The sequence below is a fragment of the Pseudonocardia alni genome (genome assembly GCF_002813375.1).
GTDB lineage: Bacteria > Actinomycetota > Actinomycetes > Mycobacteriales > Pseudonocardiaceae > Pseudonocardia > Pseudonocardia alni.
The window spans coordinates 4,164,172-4,180,607 of the sequence record NZ_PHUJ01000003.1; the positions used below are offsets into that span (position 1 = coordinate 4,164,172).

General features: G+C 72.9%; 22 protein-coding genes and 1 pseudogene. 14 read left to right on the forward strand and 9 right to left on the reverse strand.

Features of this window, described 5'->3' with window-relative positions; translation table 11 throughout:
• Positions 1–29: 29 nt before the first annotated feature.
• Entirely contained in the window at positions 30–782 is a 753-nt protein-coding gene (locus tag ATL51_RS20625) for an ANTAR domain-containing protein (protein ID WP_100879636.1), read from the reverse strand.
• 337 nt (positions 783–1,119) lie between these two features.
• On the opposite strand from ATL51_RS20625, the gene ATL51_RS20630 reads away from it, so the two are divergent.
• The 4 genes and pseudogenes from ATL51_RS20630 to ATL51_RS20645 all read left to right on the forward strand — a co-directional run bounded on the left by ATL51_RS20630 (position 1,120) and on the right by ATL51_RS20645 (position 4,181).
• On the forward strand, positions 1,120–1,719 hold the full coding sequence (locus ATL51_RS20630) for a hypothetical protein (protein ID WP_100879637.1): 600 nt from the start codon (positions 1,120–1,122) through the stop codon (positions 1,717–1,719).
• Positions 1,720–2,279: 560 nt separating this feature from the next.
• Positions 2,280–2,548 (forward strand): annotated as a pseudogene (locus ATL51_RS29920) (DUF1905 domain-containing protein); the annotation flags it as partial.
• Between the two features lie 434 nt (positions 2,549–2,982).
• Positions 2,983–3,621 carry a dihydrofolate reductase family protein gene (locus tag ATL51_RS20640; protein ID WP_100880840.1) on the forward strand — a complete coding sequence of 213 codons (639 nt, stop codon included), beginning with the start codon at positions 2,983–2,985 and terminating at the stop codon, positions 3,619–3,621.
• Positions 3,622–3,626: 5 nt separating this feature from the next.
• Positions 3,627–4,181, forward strand: coding sequence for a dihydrofolate reductase family protein (locus ATL51_RS20645; protein ID WP_100879638.1), 555 nt, complete (start codon positions 3,627–3,629; stop codon positions 4,179–4,181).
• Positions 4,182–4,196: 15 nt separating this feature from the next.
• On the opposite strand, the gene ATL51_RS28400 is transcribed toward ATL51_RS20645, so the two are convergent.
• From ATL51_RS28400 to ATL51_RS20660, 4 genes are all read right to left on the reverse strand, one after another.
• Positions 4,197–4,355 (reverse strand): hypothetical protein, encoded by a 159-nt coding sequence (locus ATL51_RS28400; RefSeq protein ID WP_157818469.1) that lies wholly within the window; start codon positions 4,353–4,355, stop codon positions 4,197–4,199.
• A 117-nt stretch (positions 4,356–4,472) separates the two neighbouring features.
• Positions 4,473–5,006: a putative immunity protein gene (locus tag ATL51_RS20650; RefSeq protein ID WP_073577665.1), complete on the reverse strand. Its 534-nt coding sequence runs from the start codon at positions 5,004–5,006 to the stop codon at positions 4,473–4,475.
• A gap of 239 nt (positions 5,007–5,245) precedes the next feature.
• A complete protein-coding gene (locus ATL51_RS20655; protein ID WP_139282975.1) occupies positions 5,246–5,740 on the reverse strand; it encodes a DUF1648 domain-containing protein in 495 nt (164 codons plus the stop codon).
• Between the two features lie 8 nt (positions 5,741–5,748).
• Complete coding sequence (locus tag ATL51_RS20660) at positions 5,749–6,348, reverse strand: TetR/AcrR family transcriptional regulator (protein ID WP_301549111.1); 600 nt, start codon at positions 6,346–6,348, stop codon at positions 5,749–5,751.
• 85 nt (positions 6,349–6,433) lie between these two features.
• Between ATL51_RS20660 and ATL51_RS20665 the strand changes: the two genes are divergently transcribed.
• Both ATL51_RS20665 and ATL51_RS20670 read left to right on the forward strand, forming a co-directional pair.
• Entirely contained in the window at positions 6,434–6,640 is a 207-nt protein-coding gene (locus tag ATL51_RS20665) for a hypothetical protein (RefSeq protein WP_100879640.1), read from the forward strand.
• A 142-nt stretch (positions 6,641–6,782) separates the two neighbouring features.
• On the forward strand, positions 6,783–7,028 hold the full coding sequence (locus ATL51_RS20670) for a GrpB family protein (protein ID WP_100879641.1): 246 nt from the start codon (positions 6,783–6,785) through the stop codon (positions 7,026–7,028).
• A 6-nt stretch (positions 7,029–7,034) separates the two neighbouring features.
• Here ATL51_RS20670 and prcB read toward each other — a convergent pair whose 3' ends face one another.
• Positions 7,035–7,826: a proteasome subunit beta gene (gene prcB, locus ATL51_RS20675; RefSeq protein WP_100879642.1), complete on the reverse strand. Its 792-nt coding sequence runs from the start codon at positions 7,824–7,826 to the stop codon at positions 7,035–7,037.
• A gap of 102 nt (positions 7,827–7,928) precedes the next feature.
• On the opposite strand from prcB, the gene ATL51_RS20680 reads away from it, so the two are divergent.
• Entirely contained in the window at positions 7,929–8,978 is a 1,050-nt protein-coding gene (locus tag ATL51_RS20680; protein WP_100879643.1) for an NAD(P)H-dependent flavin oxidoreductase, read from the forward strand.
• A gap of 7 nt (positions 8,979–8,985) precedes the next feature.
• Here the strand turns inward: ATL51_RS20680 and ATL51_RS20685 are convergent, their stop codons facing one another.
• Positions 8,986–9,219, reverse strand: a complete 234-nt coding sequence (locus tag ATL51_RS20685; RefSeq protein ID WP_100879644.1) for a DUF397 domain-containing protein — start codon at positions 9,217–9,219, stop codon at positions 8,986–8,988.
• 254 nt (positions 9,220–9,473) lie between these two features.
• Here ATL51_RS20685 and ATL51_RS28405 point away from each other — a divergent pair, with 254 nt between their 5' ends.
• Positions 9,474–9,689 (forward strand): hypothetical protein, encoded by a 216-nt coding sequence (locus tag ATL51_RS28405; RefSeq protein WP_139282976.1) that lies wholly within the window; start codon positions 9,474–9,476, stop codon positions 9,687–9,689.
• 26 nt (positions 9,690–9,715) lie between these two features.
• On the opposite strand, the gene ATL51_RS20695 is transcribed toward ATL51_RS28405, so the two are convergent.
• Positions 9,716–9,940, reverse strand: a complete 225-nt coding sequence (locus ATL51_RS20695) for a hypothetical protein (RefSeq protein WP_062400338.1) — start codon at positions 9,938–9,940, stop codon at positions 9,716–9,718.
• Between the two features lie 191 nt (positions 9,941–10,131).
• Between ATL51_RS20695 and ATL51_RS20700 the strand changes: the two genes are divergently transcribed.
• The 3 genes from ATL51_RS20700 to ATL51_RS20710 all read left to right on the forward strand — a co-directional run bounded on the left by ATL51_RS20700 (position 10,132) and on the right by ATL51_RS20710 (position 11,993).
• Positions 10,132–10,425 (forward strand): hypothetical protein, encoded by a 294-nt coding sequence (locus tag ATL51_RS20700; RefSeq protein ID WP_100879646.1) that lies wholly within the window; start codon positions 10,132–10,134, stop codon positions 10,423–10,425.
• Positions 10,426–10,581: 156 nt separating this feature from the next.
• Positions 10,582–11,403 (forward strand): Bax inhibitor-1/YccA family protein, encoded by an 822-nt coding sequence (locus ATL51_RS20705; RefSeq protein ID WP_073577675.1) that lies wholly within the window; start codon positions 10,582–10,584, stop codon positions 11,401–11,403.
• Positions 11,404–11,549: 146 nt separating this feature from the next.
• A complete protein-coding gene (locus ATL51_RS20710; protein ID WP_100879647.1) occupies positions 11,550–11,993 on the forward strand; it encodes a hypothetical protein in 444 nt (147 codons plus the stop codon).
• A gap of 63 nt (positions 11,994–12,056) precedes the next feature.
• On the opposite strand, the gene ATL51_RS20715 is transcribed toward ATL51_RS20710, so the two are convergent.
• Complete coding sequence (locus ATL51_RS20715; protein ID WP_100879648.1) at positions 12,057–13,277, reverse strand: acetyl-CoA C-acetyltransferase; 1,221 nt, start codon at positions 13,275–13,277, stop codon at positions 12,057–12,059.
• A gap of 112 nt (positions 13,278–13,389) precedes the next feature.
• Here ATL51_RS20715 and ATL51_RS20720 point away from each other — a divergent pair, with 112 nt between their 5' ends.
• The 3 genes from ATL51_RS20720 to ATL51_RS20730 are packed head-to-tail and all read left to right on the forward strand — an operon-like array spanning position 13,390 to position 16,425.
• A complete protein-coding gene (locus ATL51_RS20720) occupies positions 13,390–13,851 on the forward strand; it encodes a pyridoxamine 5'-phosphate oxidase family protein (protein ID WP_073577678.1) in 462 nt (153 codons plus the stop codon).
• A gap of 19 nt (positions 13,852–13,870) precedes the next feature.
• Positions 13,871–15,241, forward strand: coding sequence for a cystathionine beta-synthase (locus ATL51_RS20725; protein ID WP_100879650.1), 1,371 nt, complete (start codon positions 13,871–13,873; stop codon positions 15,239–15,241).
• 38 nt (positions 15,242–15,279) lie between these two features.
• Positions 15,280–16,425, forward strand: coding sequence for a cystathionine gamma-synthase (locus ATL51_RS20730; protein WP_100879651.1), 1,146 nt, complete (start codon positions 15,280–15,282; stop codon positions 16,423–16,425).
• Positions 16,426–16,436: the final 11 nt, after the last annotated feature.

A 16,436-nucleotide genomic window follows, 5' to 3' on the forward strand; every position in this document is an offset into this window, starting at 1 on the left:
GCGGCGCGGGGCCGGCAGCGCCGGCCCCGCTACCGTGCCAAGTCGGAGCCAGATCCCGATCGCGCCTGCGGCACCGTCATCGCCCGTGCTTCCGCCTCACGACAGAGAACCTCGGCCACGTCGCAGAGCTTCATGTTGACGTCCTGGGAGGACCGCACCAGCAGTCGGAAAGCGCTGTCATCGGTCAAGCGAAACCGCTCGATCAGGATTCCCTTGGCCCGCCCGATGACGTCGCGGCTCGTCAAAGCCTTCACGAGGTGCTCGGCGCGCTGCGCGCCGTACACCGCTACCGCGGCTTGTGTGACGAACGCGGCCATGATGGTGCGCGAGCGGTCGTCGCTGAACGCCCCGACCTCGTCCGACCACACCGTCATCGCACCGATCGGATGTTCCTCAGGGGCCATGGCGTGGCACAGGACGCTGCGCATCCCCGCACTGGCGGCGGCTGGGGCGAAGACCGGCCACCGATCGCCGGCCTCCGTGAAGTCGTCGATGACGACCTCACTCAGGGAACCGGCCGCGATGGCATCGATGCACGGCCCGTGTCCGCAGTCCACCATGACCCGGGCCAACTCCGGGATGCGCTTGTCGGTGGCTGCGAGGCAGTGCAACCCCGACCGGTCCTGAGTGGTCAGCGCAGCCCATTTGGCGTGGGGTACCGCTCGCACCAGGTCATCGCAGATCCGGGTGTACTGCTGGTCTGTGTCCTGGTCAGCCCCCGGCACGCTGAGGAGCCGCTCCGCTTGCGCCTGAAGGACCGAGTGCAGTTCTTGTGTCTCCACGAAGATCAGTGCCTCCTCGCTGCTCGCGAACCGTCGGACTCACTCTGGCCTGATAACCGTGCCATAACGCAGCTTGGAGAGTCAGTCTCCCGGCGCTGGTCAGACACCTTCGAGGGCTTGTACGACAAGGCCCCGGGCTCCGCCCGGACCCGACACCGCTCGGAGATCAAGGGAGTGCGGCAGTGACCTCCTCACGGCGCGCCGAGCCTGGCAGGGGGGAACCCGCGCCGCGAGGAGATCACCAGGAGGCCGGGCGTGTGGGGGAGACACGTCGGCATCCCCCGAAGCATCTATCCCTCACGTAGTTCGCCGACAGCAATCGCGAAGTGGAGGGGCCGTGCTCGATCCGAGCTGGGTCTTCCTCAGTGCCGTACTCGGCCTGGTAGGCAGCACCCGCTACGCGATCGCGACGATCGCCGGAACAGCCCGTCCCAACCTCGTGACGTGGGTCCTCTGGGCGGTCGCACCGTTGATCGGCTTCTTCGCGCAGCTCTCCGCCGGAGTCGGCCTGCCTGCCGTGCTCACTCTGGCAGCAGGACTCGGCCCGCTCATCGTCGTCGTCTCGGCCGTTGTGACGAGACACAGCTACTCGACGATCGGCCCCTTCGACGTCGTCTGTGCGGTGATCGCCGTCGCGGCCCTCGTCGTGTGGGTCGGCTTCGACGCGGCTCCCACCGCGGTGATCGTCGCCGTCGGAGCCGATGCGGCAGCGGCGCTGCCCACCATCCGGAAAGCCTGGCATGACCCCGACTCGGAGAACCTGCTGTTCTACGTGATGGTCGGACTCGGAGCCACGATCACGCTTCTGACTCTGGACAGCGGGGCCCCGTCCGGCTGGGCCTTCGCGGTCTACATGCTGTCGCTGAGCCTGTTGCTCGTCGGGATCGTCTTCACGAGGCGACGCTCCGCACTTGTCCGTGCCAACCATCGGCCCTAGCGCCATCGACATGCCCGTGCCGAATGCGTGGTGAAGTTCGGCGACGCAGCCGACCGGAATCGCTATCTGCCCAGGTCGGTGTGGTGGCGGTGTCGGCACCCCGGCTCCCCCTTAGAAAGGTCCCGGTGTCGCTTCGAGTCCGACCGGGGGCACCCCGCTTCCATCTCCCGACTACCCCTCTGACCAGCGCTGACGCCTGACGGAACCGAGACGATGTCGTCCGGTCGTAGCCGGTCCTGACCGGTGCGGCGGTACCGCCCGGGTTCGAAGTCCAGCCGCGATCACGGGTGCACGATCCGCGGATCCGGAGCCGCAGGCTCTCGGAGCGAACCGGCTGCTCGGCCTTCTGCTGTGCGAGGAGAAGCAACGGCGAGCATCGCGACCCGTGAACCGCCCCACCATGTTGCGGAGGAGCGCAACACGCTGTCCGTGCTTGCGGTCGCCAGGGGCACACGCACGATCCCGGGCGGCGGTGGTGCTGTCGTCCAGATCGGGCAGACCCGCGGACAGCCACCCGACAAGGAGACCCGACGAGCGATCCCGTCGCCTCCCACGCCCTCGACCACACGTTCACCGCCACGCTCGAGAAGAGCGATGCGCCGGGCGGGTGGGTCTACCTGCGCACCGACTGGTCGGCCGAGTTCTTCGCCACCCGCGGCCCGGTCAAGGTCCGGGCACGATCGACGGCCACCCGTTCCAGAGCTCCGTCATGGCGCTCGGCGACGGGACGCACAAGCTGCCCGTGACCGCGGCGGTGCGGACGATGATCGGCAAGCAGGCCGGGGACGCCGTCACCGTCCACCTCGACGAGCGTCCGGGCCGTCGGTGACCTCCGTACGCGCCACCGTCGGAGCCGTACTGGCCGCGATCCACCCCGGGGACCGGCTCGTGACGCTCGTCGTCACCCGGATCGTCGCGATCGGCTCCTGAGCAACCGGCAGGGTCACGGGCTCTGCGCGGGCTCGTCGATGCCTGCACTCGCGACGGTCCGGGACCGGCCGGCCCCACCGGTCCGGCGTCAACGGGGTGAGCAGCTCGTCCGAGGACGCGGTGCTGCCCGGCCGGTCCGGCCACGACGGTGTCCACGATGCGCTCCGTCTCGGTCATCCGGGCGTCGGCCCGTGCCGGACCGCGCCCCGCCTCGACGACGAGCCGGTCCCGGACGACGCCGGCCAGCAGCCGGACCCGCGTCGACCGATGAGTTCCGCCGCCCCCGGCGGTCCACCGTCGCGACGCGGTCCGCGCGTTCACCGAGGAGGCCCCATGCCCCGCACCCGGGTGCACAACCTGTTCATCTCGCTCGACGGCTACGCCGCCGGCGACCACGTGACCCTCGACGCCCCGATCGGCGACGCCGGACGGCTCTTCGCCGGGTTCGACGGGCGGTTCATCCACGGGATCGGCGGGGTGGACGCCCCCGTCACCCTGGACCGCGCCCTGACCAGCACGTGGGCCCAGGGCATCGGCGCCGAGATCATGGGGCGGCGCAAGTTCGGCCCGCAGACCGGCCCCTGGACCGACGACGGCTGGCAGGGCTGGTGGGACGACGAGCCCCCGTTCCACACCCCGGTGTTCGTCATGACCCACCACCCGCGGCCGCCGATCGAGTTCGCGAACGGGACGAGCTTCCACTTCGTCGACGGGTCGGCGCAGGAAGTGCTGACGGTCGCGCAGAAGGCCGCGGGCGACCTGGACGTGCGACTCGGTGGGGGACCCTCGACGATCCGGCAGTTCCTCGACGCCGACCTGGTCGACGTCATGCACGTGGTGATCCTGCCGATCGTGCTGGGGCGTGGGGTGTCCCCGTGGGAGGGGCTGAAGGGAGTCGAGGACCGGTTCACGGTCGAGTCGGTCGCCTCGCCGAGTGGGCGCATCCACCAGTTCTGGAACCGGAAGGTCTGACGCCCGTGGGTTTCCTCAGCTACTCCATGAGCATGTCCCTCGACGGCTTCGTCGAGGACCCCACCGGCAGCATCGCCTTCGGCGACCCCGACGAGGAGGTGCACCGCCTGTCCAACGACCAGACCCGGGCGACGTCGGTGTTCCTGTTCGGCCGCAACCTCTACGACATCATGGAGGACTTCTGGACCGCCCCCGAGCGGGCGGACGGCCACCCGGTGGAGGCGGAGTTCGCGCACCTCTACACCGCGATCCCCCGGGTGGTGTTCTCCGACTCGCTGACCTCCGTCGCGCCCGGGTGCCGTCTCGTCCGCCGGGCCGACGCCCTGGAGGAGGTGGCCCGGCTGAAGGAGGAGACCGACGGCGAGCTGGCCGTGGGCGGGCCCGGTCTGGCCGCGTCGCTGCTGGACCTGGTCGACGAGTTCCGCCCGCGGGTGGTGCCGGTCGTCCTCGGCGGCGGGAAGCGGTACCTGCCGCTCGGGGCGGACCTGCGGCTGCGCCTGGTCGAGCAGCGCGTGTTCGACGGCGGGACCGTGCACCTGCGCTATCAGCGCGTCCGCTGACCCGCGCCGGACACCTCAGGCGGGGGAGAGGCGCTCGGTGAGGACGCCCCTGCGGTAACCGTCCTGCTCGGCGGGCGGAGCATCGGGTGGTACGCCGATCTGCACCGCCGCGTCGCCGCCGTCGTCCCCGGACTGCGCACCGGGGCCGTCGACGGCGCCGGGGACCTCGTGCACGTCGAGCAGCCTGAGGCGTTCGCGAAGGCCGCACTCGCCGGGGTCGCCCGCGGCGCGTGAGCGTCAGGCGTCGCCGACCGAGGAGATGGCAGGAGAGACCGCCGCGCGGCCCCGCACTCATCGGTCGCGCAGCGCGTCGTCCAGTGCGGTGGTCAGCGCGGCGACGCGGCTGCGGCCGGCCGCCGCGCGCGGGTAGCGGCACAGGACGTCGACCAGCTCCGGTGTCGCGCGCCGCCGGGCACGGTCGAGCTGCGCGTCGCCGCTGCGGGGCGCGTCGCCGTCGGCCAGCTCGACGGCGTGGGCGGCGTGGGCTGCCGCGCGCAGGATGTGCCCGACCTGGGTGGCCTTCGCCAGTGGGTGCAGGTAGGCGGACGCGGCGGCGTCGGCGGCGGCCAGTGCGGCGTGCCTGCCGGCCGGGGTGTGGGCGTCCTTCGCCGCCCGCGCAGCGTCGACGGCGGTCACCCGCTGCAGCCGCGACCGCTCGGCGCCGTCGGCGAAGGCCCACGCCGCGGCGAGCGCCGCGCGGGGGCGGCCGTCGTCGGGCGCGTCGAACAGGGGGAGGGCCTCGGCGGCGCACTCCGCGGCGAACCGGGTCACGACCCGCAGGTCGGCCATGGTGAGGGTGACGTCCCCCGGTCCGATCCGTGCCATCGCAGCACCTTCCCGTGCCGCGCGCACCTTCGCCAGGACGGGCTCGTGTCCACGACGGTGGAAACGGGCTGCGCATGACCGGCCGCCACCACGAGAGCTGCCTCGGCGACCCCCGCCGGACCGCCCGGAGAAGCTGCGCACCATCCTGCGCCGGCCCGTCACCGACGCGTGATCACCGGTCGTGGAGCGGAGCGTTCGCGAGGCGGTCGCTGCGCTCCACAACCGGTGATCACGGGCGCTCAGGCCGGGCGGTACCGGTACCGCGCCAGGTAGACGCAGTACCCGACGATCCCGGCGACCAGCAGCGCCAGCACCACCCAGACCGCTCCGACCGGCAGCCTCGGCGGATCTGTGCGGGTGGCGTACACCGCCGTCACCGGGACCACGGTGAGCAGGAACAGGGTCGCGCCGAAGGTCCGGCCCATGTCCTCGGCGAGCATGTGGCGCAGCCGTCCGATCCGCTGCGGCGCCGTCCAGTAGTCGCGGTGCGGCACCGACACCCGTGCCAGCGAGCCGGTCGCGACCAGGCGGTAGAGCCCGGCGCCGATCCCGGCGACGAGCAGCCCGAACAGCGTGCCGAGCGTCAGGAACCAGGCGCGGCTGCCGAACGCGGTCGGCACGCCCGTGGGGTCGAAGTGCAGCGGCACCCGGTCCTCGGGGAGCTCACCGGCCGCCCACACCAGGGCGAACGCGTAGAACACCGAGCCGGCGAGGAGCGGGAACCAGGGGCGCACCGCCCGGATCATTCCGGGTCGCCGGCCGGTCCGCGCGCCGTGGCGGGAGCGAGCCGGTCGAGCATCGCGGTCAGGGTCCGCCGGGCGCGGTCGACGGGGGCGCCGTGCAGCGCGACCTCCGTGCTGAGCCCCGCGGTCAGGGCGAGCAGGGCGTGCGCGTCGGTGTCGGGGTCGGCCGACCCGGCGTCGCCGACGACCCGGACGGCGAGGGCACGGATCTCGTCGTCGCCGTCGGTGAGGATCGCCCGCGCGCGCTCGTCGACCTCGCGGGTGGCGAAGGCGGCGTGGATGCGCAGCGCGTCACGGGTCCGCGGATGCTCACCGAGCAGCTCGTCGAGGATCGTCGCGAGGACGGTCCGGTCGCCGCCGCCCACAGCCCGGGCCCTGGTCTCGATCCGCTCCTCCATCTGCCGGTGCGACCGGTCCAGGGCGTGCAGCAGCAGTGCGTCCTTGCTGGCGAAGTAGTGCTGGACACGGCCCATCGAGATGCCGGCCTCGGCTGCGACCGAGCGCAGCGAGACCGCCTCGGTGCCCGACCGTGCGACGAGCGCGAGCACGGCGTCGGCGATCTCGGAGCGGCGGGTGTCGTGGTCGACGGAGCGGGGCACGACGTCACCGTAGCAATGCGGTCGCATTGACAACTCGAGCCGCACACTGTTGCAATGCGAGCGCATTGCAATCTGGGGAGGGCATGTGAAGACGGCACAGAACGTCGCCGGGTTCCTCGGGGTGGTCCTCGGCGTGATCCCGCTGCTGCAGTACCTGGTCACCGGCCGGATCGGCCTGTGGTCCTTCGTGGTCGGCGACTCGCCGGCGCTGCCGTGGGCCTACCCCGCGGTCCTGCTCGTGGTCACCGCGGTCGTGGTCGTGGTGGTCGACCGGCGGGAGAAGGCGGGCTGATCCGGTCAGTCCTGCCGCGGCGAGCCGTAGCGCTCGACGGTGAACCCGAGCGCCCGGTAGTGGTCCAGCCACCGGTCGAGAGCGGTGGTGGCGAAGACCGGGGCGACCGAGCGCAGCGTGGACACCGAGGCAGTCTGCCCGCATGCTCGGCGCCGTCGGGGACCTGCCGGTGAACCTGCACCGCTACGCGCAGGGCAGTCCTGAGATCACGCGCTACCTGGTGTTCCGCGACCGGCTCCGCGCCCACGACGACGAGCGGGCGCGCTACGAGGCGCACAAGCGCGGCCTCACCGGACGGGAGCGGGCCGACATGAACCTCTACGCCGACGCCAAGGGTCCGGTCGTCGAGGAAGTCATCGGCCGGGCCGGCGGCCCGCCCCGGCCCTGACCCGGATCAGCCGCCGGGACGCTCCGCCCGCTCGGCGAGCATCCGCTCGGTCGCCGCCCGGACCTCGTCGACACCGATCTCCTCGACGCCGTCGGCGGTCACCGTGATCAGGTTCGGGAAGATCGCCCGGGTGAGGTCGGGGCCCGCGGTGGCGGTGTCGTCGTCGGCGGCGTCCCACAGCGCGTTGACCGCGAGCGCGATCGCGCCGGCCCGGTCGACGCCCGGATCGTGCCGCTTCTTCAGCGACGCCTCGGCGAACTGCGAGCCGGACCCGATGCCGACGTAGCCGGACCGGGCGCGCTTGATGCTGCCGGTCGGGTCGTAGGTGACGATGCGGACCGGGTCGGGGTCGGTCGGGTCGTAGCCGACGAACAGCGGCAGCGCGACGAAGCCCTGCATCGCCGCGCCCAGGTTCTCCCGCACGATGCTCGACAGCCTGCGGACCTTGCCGTCCTGGCTGATCGGCGCGCCCTCGACCTTCTCGTACTGCTCCACCTCGGCCGCGAACATCGTCAGCATCTGCAACGCGTGCCCGACCGACCCGGCGAACCCGGCGGCGGAGGTGTCGTCGATGCCGACGACCTTCACCAGGTCCTTCTGTGCGATCAGGTTGCCGGACGTGGCGCGCCGGTCACCGGCGAGCAGCACGCCGTCGGCCCAGGTCAGGGCGATGATCGTGGTGCCGTGCGGGACGTCCAGGTCGGCCGGGACCCGCTGGGCGGGGTCGCGCGGGAGGTGCGAGGGCAGCAGCTCGGGGGCGTGCGCACGCAGCTGCTCGAGGAACGAGGGTCCGGTCATGAGGGGGAGCGGGCTCCTTCGCACTGCGGGGCGGGGACGGGGCCGATCCTTCCCGTCCGCGGCGCCCCGGTCCACCCGCGGTGGAATGGCACACTCAGGGCGGTGAGCGCACGGAGCCGGGCCGAGTCCTTCTGCACACGCCACGGACTGGGGGTGCCCGTCCTGGAGGCCCCGATGGCCGGGGCCTGCCCACCGGAGCTGGCGGCCGCGGTCGCCGCGGCGGGCGGCATGGGTGCCGCGGGCGTCGTGAACGACACCCCGGAGGCGATCGCCGACTGGGCCGCCCGCTTCCGCGCGCTCGCCGGGACCGCGCCGTTCCAGCTCAACCTGTGGATCCCCGACCCGCCCGCCGACGACGACGTGGGCCTGCAGACCGCCTACCTCGACAGCCTGGGCGGCACACCCGCACCGGCCGGCGGCCCCGGACCGTCGTTCTCCGACCAGCTCGTCGCCGTCCTGGCCGCCCGGCCCGCGGTCGTCTCGACGATCATGGGGCTGTTCACGGCCGAGCAGGTCGCCGCGGTGCACGGTGCGGGCTGCGCCTGGTTCGCGACGGTCACGACCCGCACCGAGGCCATCGCGGCGGAGCGGGCGGGGGCCGACGCCGTCGTCGTGCAGGGCATGGAGGCCGGCGGGCACCGCGGGACCACCGACCCCGCCGACGCCGAGGCCGTCTCGGTCGGGCTGCTCGCGCTCGTCCCGTGGGTGGCCGACGCCGTCGGTGTCCCGGTGGTCGCCGCCGGTGCGATCGGGGACGGCCGGGCCCTGGCCGCCGCGCTCACCCTCGGCGCGAGCGCGGTGCAGGTGGGGACGGCGCTGCTGCGCTGCCCCGAGGCCGGGATCGACGACGGCTGGTCCGCCCGGCTCGACGGCCTCGACCCCACCGGCACGACGACGACCCGTGCCTACACCGGCCGGCTGGCCCGCGGCATCGCCACCGACTACGTCCGCGCCTGGACCGTGCCGGGCGCCCCGGCCCCGGCGCCCTACCCCCATCAGCGACGCCTGGTGGCCCGCTACCGCGCGGGCGAGCCCGGCGCGGTCGACCGGGTCAACCACTGGGCCGGGCAGGCCGCCGGACGTGCGACGACCGACCCGGCGTCCGAGGTCGTCGCCCGGCTGTGGCGCGAGGCGGACCCGCTGCTGCCGTGAGCCCGGCTCAGTCGCGGAAGGGGTCGACCATGTCGTCGAACTCGCCCTTCTTGGCACCGTCGACGAACGCGGAGATCTCGGCCGGGGTGTAGACGAGCACCGGGCCGTCGGGGTCGCGGGCGTTGCGGACCGCGACCTGGCCGTCGTCCAGTACGGCGAACTCCACGTTCCGCCCGCCGGCGGGGCGGCGCCACGTCACGGGGCCGAGATCTGCTGCGCGCGTGCCGTTCGGGTGGGGCATGGGGACCTCCGGGTGTGTCCGCTGCGTCCGTTTGACTGCGGAGAGTGTCGAAAGACTGTGCAAGCGATCTTGCATCCGCACGTGTCATCCGTGACGATGGAAGCACCGACACGCTGAGGGGGCCCGTGAATGCGCCGGTCGACGCACGGATCTGCCGCCGGGTGGCTGTCGTCGTGACCGCCGGACGGATGAACGAGGCCGGCGGACCCGACGTCCTCACGGTGACGTCCGTTCTCGACGGTCGTGCACACAAGGTGACCGACTCGGAACTCTGCGCACCGCACTCGATGCGGACCGGCCGGTATGCGGCCCTGTGTGGCCACCTGGTGTCCCCGGCCCCGCTGATCGACGTCGCCGGGACCCCGTGCGGCCGCTGCGTGCAGCTCGATCCGACGCCACCGGCGGAGGTGACGTCGCGGCGCCCCGCCCGCCGGCGCGGCTGGGGCCTGCGCCGGGTCCTGCCGGCCTGAGTCGTCCGGTACCGGAGCGGGACCCGTCAGCGGGCGAGCCGCTCCGGGTCGGTCTGCTCGTGGCGGCGCAGCGGTCCCCGGGTGCGCCGCTCCAGGTAGCGGCGGCCCGAGCGGGTCAGCTTGCTGAGGGTGTTGGGGCCGCGGCGGCGCTCGACGGCGTCGCCGATCTTGCCCAGGAGCCAGGCCAGCAGCGGTGCACCGACCGCCAGGAGCAGCCATACGCGCAGGTGCCGGGAGAGCAGGGCCCACATGTCCGGACCGTCCTTTCACTGGGGGCGACGGAGGTGTCGTCGCCGGAGGCGCCGACAGTAGTGCGGCCCGCCCGGGTGCGCCCGCTGCGAGGTGACGGCCCGTGACCGACCTGCCACGGGATCGTTGTACGACGCGAGGGTGGGTCCGGCTGCCCCCGGCCGGGCGCCCGCTTCTGCGAGGAGGTACGCCCGTGTTCGCTCCGGGTTCCGGCAGCGTGGTCGTCGTCGCCGTCGCGCTGCTCGTCGTCGTCGCCGCCCTGGCCAGTCCCGCGGGTCGCCGTGCCGCGGTGGCCGCGCTCGGCTCGGTCGGACGCTGGCCCGCGCTGATCCGCGCGGAGATGCGCGGTGACGCGCCGCTGTCCGACGGGCGCGCCGACACCGCCGACGATCGTCGCGTCGACACCACGCCCGAGATGCCGGCGGTGCGTGCCGAACCGCTGCCGCCGACGTCCACGTTCCCGCAGGTGAGACGCCCGGGAGGGTGATCATCGCCCGGTGTGGGAGACGGGACTGACGCCGGACGCCCCGGACGCGGTAAATTTTCTTTTACCAGCGGGAACCCCCGGCGCTCCCTCGGCGTTGCACACGTGTGAGGGCCTGCCAGAGGTGGGCCCCGCACACGTCCGTCGAGGAGGATCCAGGTGCGCTCCACGAGCAACCCGGCGTTCCGCAACCTGCCCACACAGAAGCAGGGCGGCTACGCCACGTTCGACCGCTCGGGTGGCGGCATGATGGGCGGGGGCGCCGCCATGGCCGGCTCCCAGTCGTCCTACGTCGACCCGACCCAGGCCACGCAGGACACGGGCCGGCCGATCACGGTCGACGACGTCGTCCAGAAGACCGCCATCAGCGCTGCCCTGGCTCTGGTCGCGGGCACCCTGACCGTGCTGTCGGGTCTCTACATCCTGGCGTTGCCCGCGTTCATCGTCGGGCTCGTCGTGTCCCTGATCGTCATCTTCAGGCAGAAGCCCAGCGCCGTCCTGACGCTGCTCTACTCCGGCTCGATGGGTGTCGCCCTCGGCGGCATCACCGGGTTCATGCAGATGGACCCGAACCTCCGGGGCATCGGCGTCCAGGCCGTGATCGGCACCGCCGGTGTGTTCTTCGGGATGCTGGTCGTCTACAAGACCGGTGCCGTCCGGGTCACCCCACGGTTCACCAAGTGGATGATGGGCGCGCTGATCGGCGTCGTCGTCCTCATGCTGGCCAACCTGGTCGCGAGCTTCTTCACCGAGGGTGGCTTCGGCCTCCGTGACGGCGGCCCGCTGGCCATCCTGTTCAGCATCGTCGTGATCGGCGTGGCGGCGTTCAGCCTGCTGCTCGACTTCGACGCCGCGGACAACGCGGTCAAGGCCGGTGTTCCGGCGAAGTACTCCTGGTACCTCGCGTTCGGCCTGATGACCACGATCGTCTGGCTCTACATCGAGATCCTGCGCCTGCTCAGCTACCTGCGCCAGGACTGACCGGCCACCCACGACCCGGCCCGTGAGGGCCGGGTGCGGCCGGAATCGCCCCCTCCGGTCGCGCGCGCCGCGGACACCTCAGGTGTCCGCGGCGTCGTCGTGTCCGGGGGTGGCCCGGCGGGGCCGGGAGTCGTAGCGTCGGTGTCGTGCCCGGGAACGACCCGGTCGTCACCGGGATCGCCATCCTCCTGGGGATCGCGTTCGGGCCCGCGGTGCTCGTGGGGCTGCTGGTGCGCCTGCCCCGCCTGGTGCGCCGGGTCGCCGCGCGGCACCGCCGCCCGGCTCCGTCGCGTCCGATCGGGCCGCCGCTGGAACGGCTCGTCGCCGATCTGCGCCGCCTCGACCGGCTGCGCCGCGGGCCGCAGCCGGCCACCCGGGTCCGGCGCCTGGCGCTGCTGGCCGCCTACGACGACGTCCTGCTCGACGTCTGCCGGGCCGTCGGCGTCGAGGACCCGCCGCTGCGCGCCCACGTCGAGGCGGGCGGGACCCAGGGCGCGCTCGACGCCGACCGGGAGTTCGCCCGGCTGCGGACCGAGGCCGACATCGAGGCCACCGGCGTGCGCATCGACCCGCCCGGCCACGCCGCCTGACCCCGTGACGCCGACGGGCCGGCCCGCGCGAGGCGGACCGGCCCGTTCGTGGGCGCCGTGGGGTCAGGCGAGGTTCTCGATCACCAGCGCCATGCCCTGGCCGCCGCCGACGCACATCGTCTCGAGCCCGTAGCGGCCGCCGGTGCTGCGCAGGCCGTTCATCAGGGTCGTCGTGATGCGGGCGCCGGTCATGCCGAACGGGTGGCCCAGCGCGATCGCGCCGCCGTGCACGTTCAGCTTGGCCTCGTCGATGCCCAGGTCGCGGGCGCTGGGCAGCACCTGCGCGGCGAAGGCCTCGTTGATCTCGACCAGGTCGATGTCGTCGATGGTGAGCCCGGCGCGCCGCAGCGCCTGCTGGGAGGCCTCGACCGGGCCGTAGCCCATGATCTCCGGCGACAGCCCGGTGACACCGGTCGAGACGACCCGGGCCAGCGGCGTGACGCCGAGCTGCTCGGCCTTCGTGTCGGACATGATCACCAGGGCGGCGGCGCCGTCGTTGAGCGGGCACGCGTTGCCGGCGGTGATCCGGCCGTCCGGGCGGAAGACGGGCTTGAGCTGCGAGATCTTGTCGTAGGTGGTGCCGGGGCGGGGGCCGTCGTCGGTGTCGACGACCGTGCCGTCGGGCAGCGTCACCGGGGTGATCTCGCGCGCGAAGAAGCCGTCGGCGATGGCCTTCTCCGCACGGTTCTGCGACTGCACCGCGAAGCGGTCCATGTCGTCGCGGGACACGTCCTTGTACCGCGCCAGGTTCTCCGCGGTCTGTCCCATGGAGATGTAGGCGTCCGGCAGGAGGCTCTGGTCGCGCGGGTCGGTCCAGGTCTCGGTGCCCTTCTCCGCGGTCTCGGCGGTGCGGGCCTCGGCGTCGGCGAACAGCGGGTTGTGCGTGTCCGGCCAGGAGTCCGACGTGCCGCGGGAGAAGCGGGAGACGGTCTCGACACCGGCGGAGACGAACACGTCGCCCTCACCGGCCTTGATCGCGTGCAGCGCCATCCGGGTCGTCTGCAGCGACGACGAGCAGTACCGGGTGATGGTGGTGCCGGGTAGCGAGTCGTAGCCGAGCTGGATCGCGACGATCCGGGCCAGGTTGTTGCCCTGCTCCCCACCGGGCAGGCCGCAGCCGAGCATCAGGTCGTCGATCTCGGCCGGGTCCAGCTGCGGGACCTGGCCCAGGGCGGCGCGGACCATCTGCACGGTCAGGTCGTCCGGGCGCATCCCGGCCAGGGAGCCCTTGTTGGCGCGGCCGATCGGGGACCGGGCCGCGGCGACGATCACGGCTTCGGGCATGGGACGTCCTCCTCCATCGCAGGTACCTCTCGACCAGACCGTACTTGTCGGTAACCGATGTTCGGGAGACGGCGTGACGAAACCGTCAGGGGTCCGCGGCATGCTCTGGTCCATGACGTCGTGGGGAGACTTCCGGCGGGCCGAGCCCGCGTTCGCCGATCTGTCCGAGCGGATCCTGCGGCGGGGGATCGCGCTCGTGATCGCGACGCTGCGCGCCGACGGGGCACCGCGCGTCTCCGGGATCGAGGTGGTGCTGGACGACGCCGGCGGTGACACCGAGCTCTCCTTCGGGTCGATGCCGGGCGCCCGGAAGGGCTCCGACCTGCGGCGGGACCCGCGGTTCGCGCTGCACGCCGCACCGGCCGACCAGTCCGGCGGGGACCTCGGGGACGGCGACCTGAAGGTGTCGGGCCGGGCGGTGCTGCAGGGCCCGCTGTCCGGGCCGGTCACCGGGGACGCGTTCCGCGTCGATCTCACCGAGGTCGTCTGGACCGGGCTCAACGACGAGCGGAACCGTCTCGTGGTGCGCTGGTGGACCCCCGGTGGCGGGATGCACGAGGTCTTGCGCGAGTGAGCGGTGGGAGGATGCGTGCATGCGCTACGTCGAGCACGTCGTCGATCTGGTCGGGAACACGCCCCTCGTCCGGCTGGGAGCGACGGCCGAGGGCATCGCCCCGCCGGTCCTGGCCAAGGTCGAGTACCTGAACCCCGGTGGATCGGTGAAGGATCGCATCGCCCTGCGGATGGTCGAGGCCGCCGAGGCCTCCGGTGAGCTGCGCCCGGGCGGCACGATCGTCGAGCCGACCTCGGGCAACACCGGGGTCGGGCTGGCGATGGTCGCCCAGCGCAAGGGCTACCAGTGCGTGTTCGTGTGCCCGGACAAGGTCGGGGAGGACAAGCGCAACGTCCTCAAGGCCTACGGCGCCGAGGTCGTGGTGTGCCCGACGGCGGTCGACCCCGAGCACCCCGACTCCTACTACCAGACCTCCGACCGGCTGGTCCGCGAGATCGAGGGCGCCTGGAAGCCCAACCAGTACGCGAACCCGGCCAACCCCGAGTCGCACTACCACTCGACCGGCCCGGAGATCTGGCAGCAGACCGAGGGCCGGATCACCCACTTCGTGGCGGGGATCGGCACCGGCGGCACCATCTCGGGCATCGGGCGGTACCTCAAGGAGAAGTCGAACGGCGCCGTGCGGATCATCGGCGCCGACCCGGAGGGCTCGGTCTACTCCGGCGGCACCGGGCGTCCCTACCTGGTCGAGGGCGTCGGCGAGGACTTCTGGCCGACCACCTACGACCGCGAGGTCTGCGACGAGATCGTCGCCGTCTCCGACGCCGACTCCTTCGAGATGACCCGCCGCCTCGCCCGTGAGGAGGCGCTGCTCGTCGGCGGTTCCTGTGGGATGGCGACCGTCGCCGCCCTGCGGGTCGCCGCGACGCTGCCCGCGGACGCGGTGGTCGTCGTGCTGCTGCCCGACGGTGGCCGCGGCTACCTCGGCAAGGTCTTCAACGACCGCTGGATGGCGAGCTACGGCTTCCTCCCGCCGTCGCAGGGCGCGACCATCGGCGACGTGTTGCGGCGCAAGGACGGCGCGCTGCCCGCGCTGGTGCACGCACACCCCAACGAGACCGTCGCCGACGCCGCGCTCTACCTGCGTGAGTTCGGTGTCTCCCAGATGCCGGTGGTCAAGGCGGAGCCGCCGGTCATGGCGGCCGAGGTCGCCGGGTCGGTCAGCGAGCGCGACCTGCTCGACGCGCTGTTCACCGGGCGGGCCAAGCTCTCGGACCGGCTCGAGGACCACATGTCCGAGCCGCTGCCGACCCTCGGCGCCGGCGAGTCGGTGCAGGACGCGATGGAGGCCTTCGCCAAGGCCGACGCCGCGCTGGTGCTGGAGGACGGCAAGCCCGCGGGCGTCGTCACCCGGTCCGACGTGATCGCCTTCCTCGGCGGCAACGCCTGATCCGGCCCGCACGGGCGCCGGGAGTAGCCTCGGCGTCCATGCAGGGCTTCTCCACGCGCGCGATCCACGCCGGCCAGGTCCCGGACCCGACGACCGGCGCGGTCACGACGTCGATCCACACCAGCTCGACCTACGCCCAGGACGGCGTCGGCGGGACCCGCGGGGGGTACGAGTACTCCCGCAGCGCCAACCCGACCCGGACCGTGCTGCAGGACCAGCTCGCCGCCCTGGAGGGCGGCCGGCACGCGCACGCGTTCGGCTCCGGGATGGGGGCGACGGACACGCTGCTGCGGATCCTGCTCAAGCCCGGTGACCACCTGGTCATCCCGCACGACGCCTACGGCGGCACGTTCCGGCTGGTGGACAAGGTGCTGTCCGGGTTCGGCGTCGAGCACACCCCGGTCGACCTCGCCGACCACGACGCCCTGCGCGCGGCGCTGCGGCCCACGACCAGGGTCGTGTGGTGCGAGACCCCGACCAACCCGCTGCTCGGCATCGCCGACATCGCGGTGCTGGCCGGGGTGGCGCACGAGGCGGGCGCGCGGCTCGTCGTCGACAACACCTTCGCCTCCCCGTACCTGCAGACGCCGCTGGCGCTGGGCGCCGACGTCGTCGTGCACTCCACGACCAAGTACGTCGGCGGCCACTCCGACGTCGTCGGCGGTGCACTGGTCACCGACGACGACGCACTGTCCGAGCAGATCGCGTTCGTCCAGAACTCCACCGGCTCGGTGCCCGGCCCGTTCGACGCATGGCTGACCCTGCGCGGCGCGAAGACCCTCGCGGTGCGCATGGAGCGCCACTGCGACAACGCCGAGCGCGTCGCCGAGATGCTCTCCGCGCACCCCGCGGTGGCCTCGGTGCTCTACCCGGGCCTGCCCGGGCACCCCGGCCACGAGGTCGCGGCCAAGCAGATGCGCCGGTTCGGCGGGATGGTGTCGTTCCTCGCCGCGGGCGGGCGCGACGCGGCCCTGCGGATCTGCGCGGGCACCCGGCTGTTCACCCTCGCCGAGTCGCTGGGCGGGGTCGAGTCGCTGATCGAGCACCCGGGCGAGATGACCCACGCCTCGACCGCGGGATCGATGCTCGAGGTGCCGGACTCGCTGGTCCGGCTGTCGGTCGGCATCGAGGACGCCGACGACCTTCTCGACGACCTGCGGGCCGCGCTGGACGCGGCCCGGTAGCGCCGCCCGGC

Bases quoted from the DNA above. Each gene is read 5' to 3' on its own strand.
- ATL51_RS20640 (WP_100880840.1), top strand. From the start codon at position 2,983: ATGCCCCGCACCCGGGTGCACAACCTGTTCATCTCGCTCGACGGCTAC.
- ATL51_RS20650 (WP_073577665.1), bottom strand. From the start codon at position 5,006: ATGGCACGGATCGGACCGGGGGACGTCACCCTCACCATGGCCGACCTG.
- ATL51_RS20670 (WP_100879641.1), top strand. From the start codon at position 6,783: ATGCTCGGCGCCGTCGGGGACCTGCCGGTGAACCTGCACCGCTACGCG.
- prcB (WP_100879642.1), bottom strand. From the start codon at position 7,826: ATGACCGGACCCTCGTTCCTCGAGCAGCTGCGTGCGCACGCCCCCGAG.
- ATL51_RS20685 (WP_100879644.1), bottom strand. From the start codon at position 9,219: ATGCCCCACCCGAACGGCACGCGCGCAGCAGATCTCGGCCCCGTGACG.
- ATL51_RS20695 (WP_062400338.1), bottom strand. From the start codon at position 9,940: ATGTGGGCCCTGCTCTCCCGGCACCTGCGCGTATGGCTGCTCCTGGCG.
- ATL51_RS20715 (WP_100879648.1), bottom strand. From the start codon at position 13,277: ATGCCCGAAGCCGTGATCGTCGCCGCGGCCCGGTCCCCGATCGGCCGC.
- ATL51_RS20720 (WP_073577678.1), top strand. From the start codon at position 13,390: ATGACGTCGTGGGGAGACTTCCGGCGGGCCGAGCCCGCGTTCGCCGAT.
- ATL51_RS20725 (WP_100879650.1), top strand. From the start codon at position 13,871: ATGCGCTACGTCGAGCACGTCGTCGATCTGGTCGGGAACACGCCCCTC.
- ATL51_RS20730 (WP_100879651.1), top strand. From the start codon at position 15,280: ATGCAGGGCTTCTCCACGCGCGCGATCCACGCCGGCCAGGTCCCGGAC.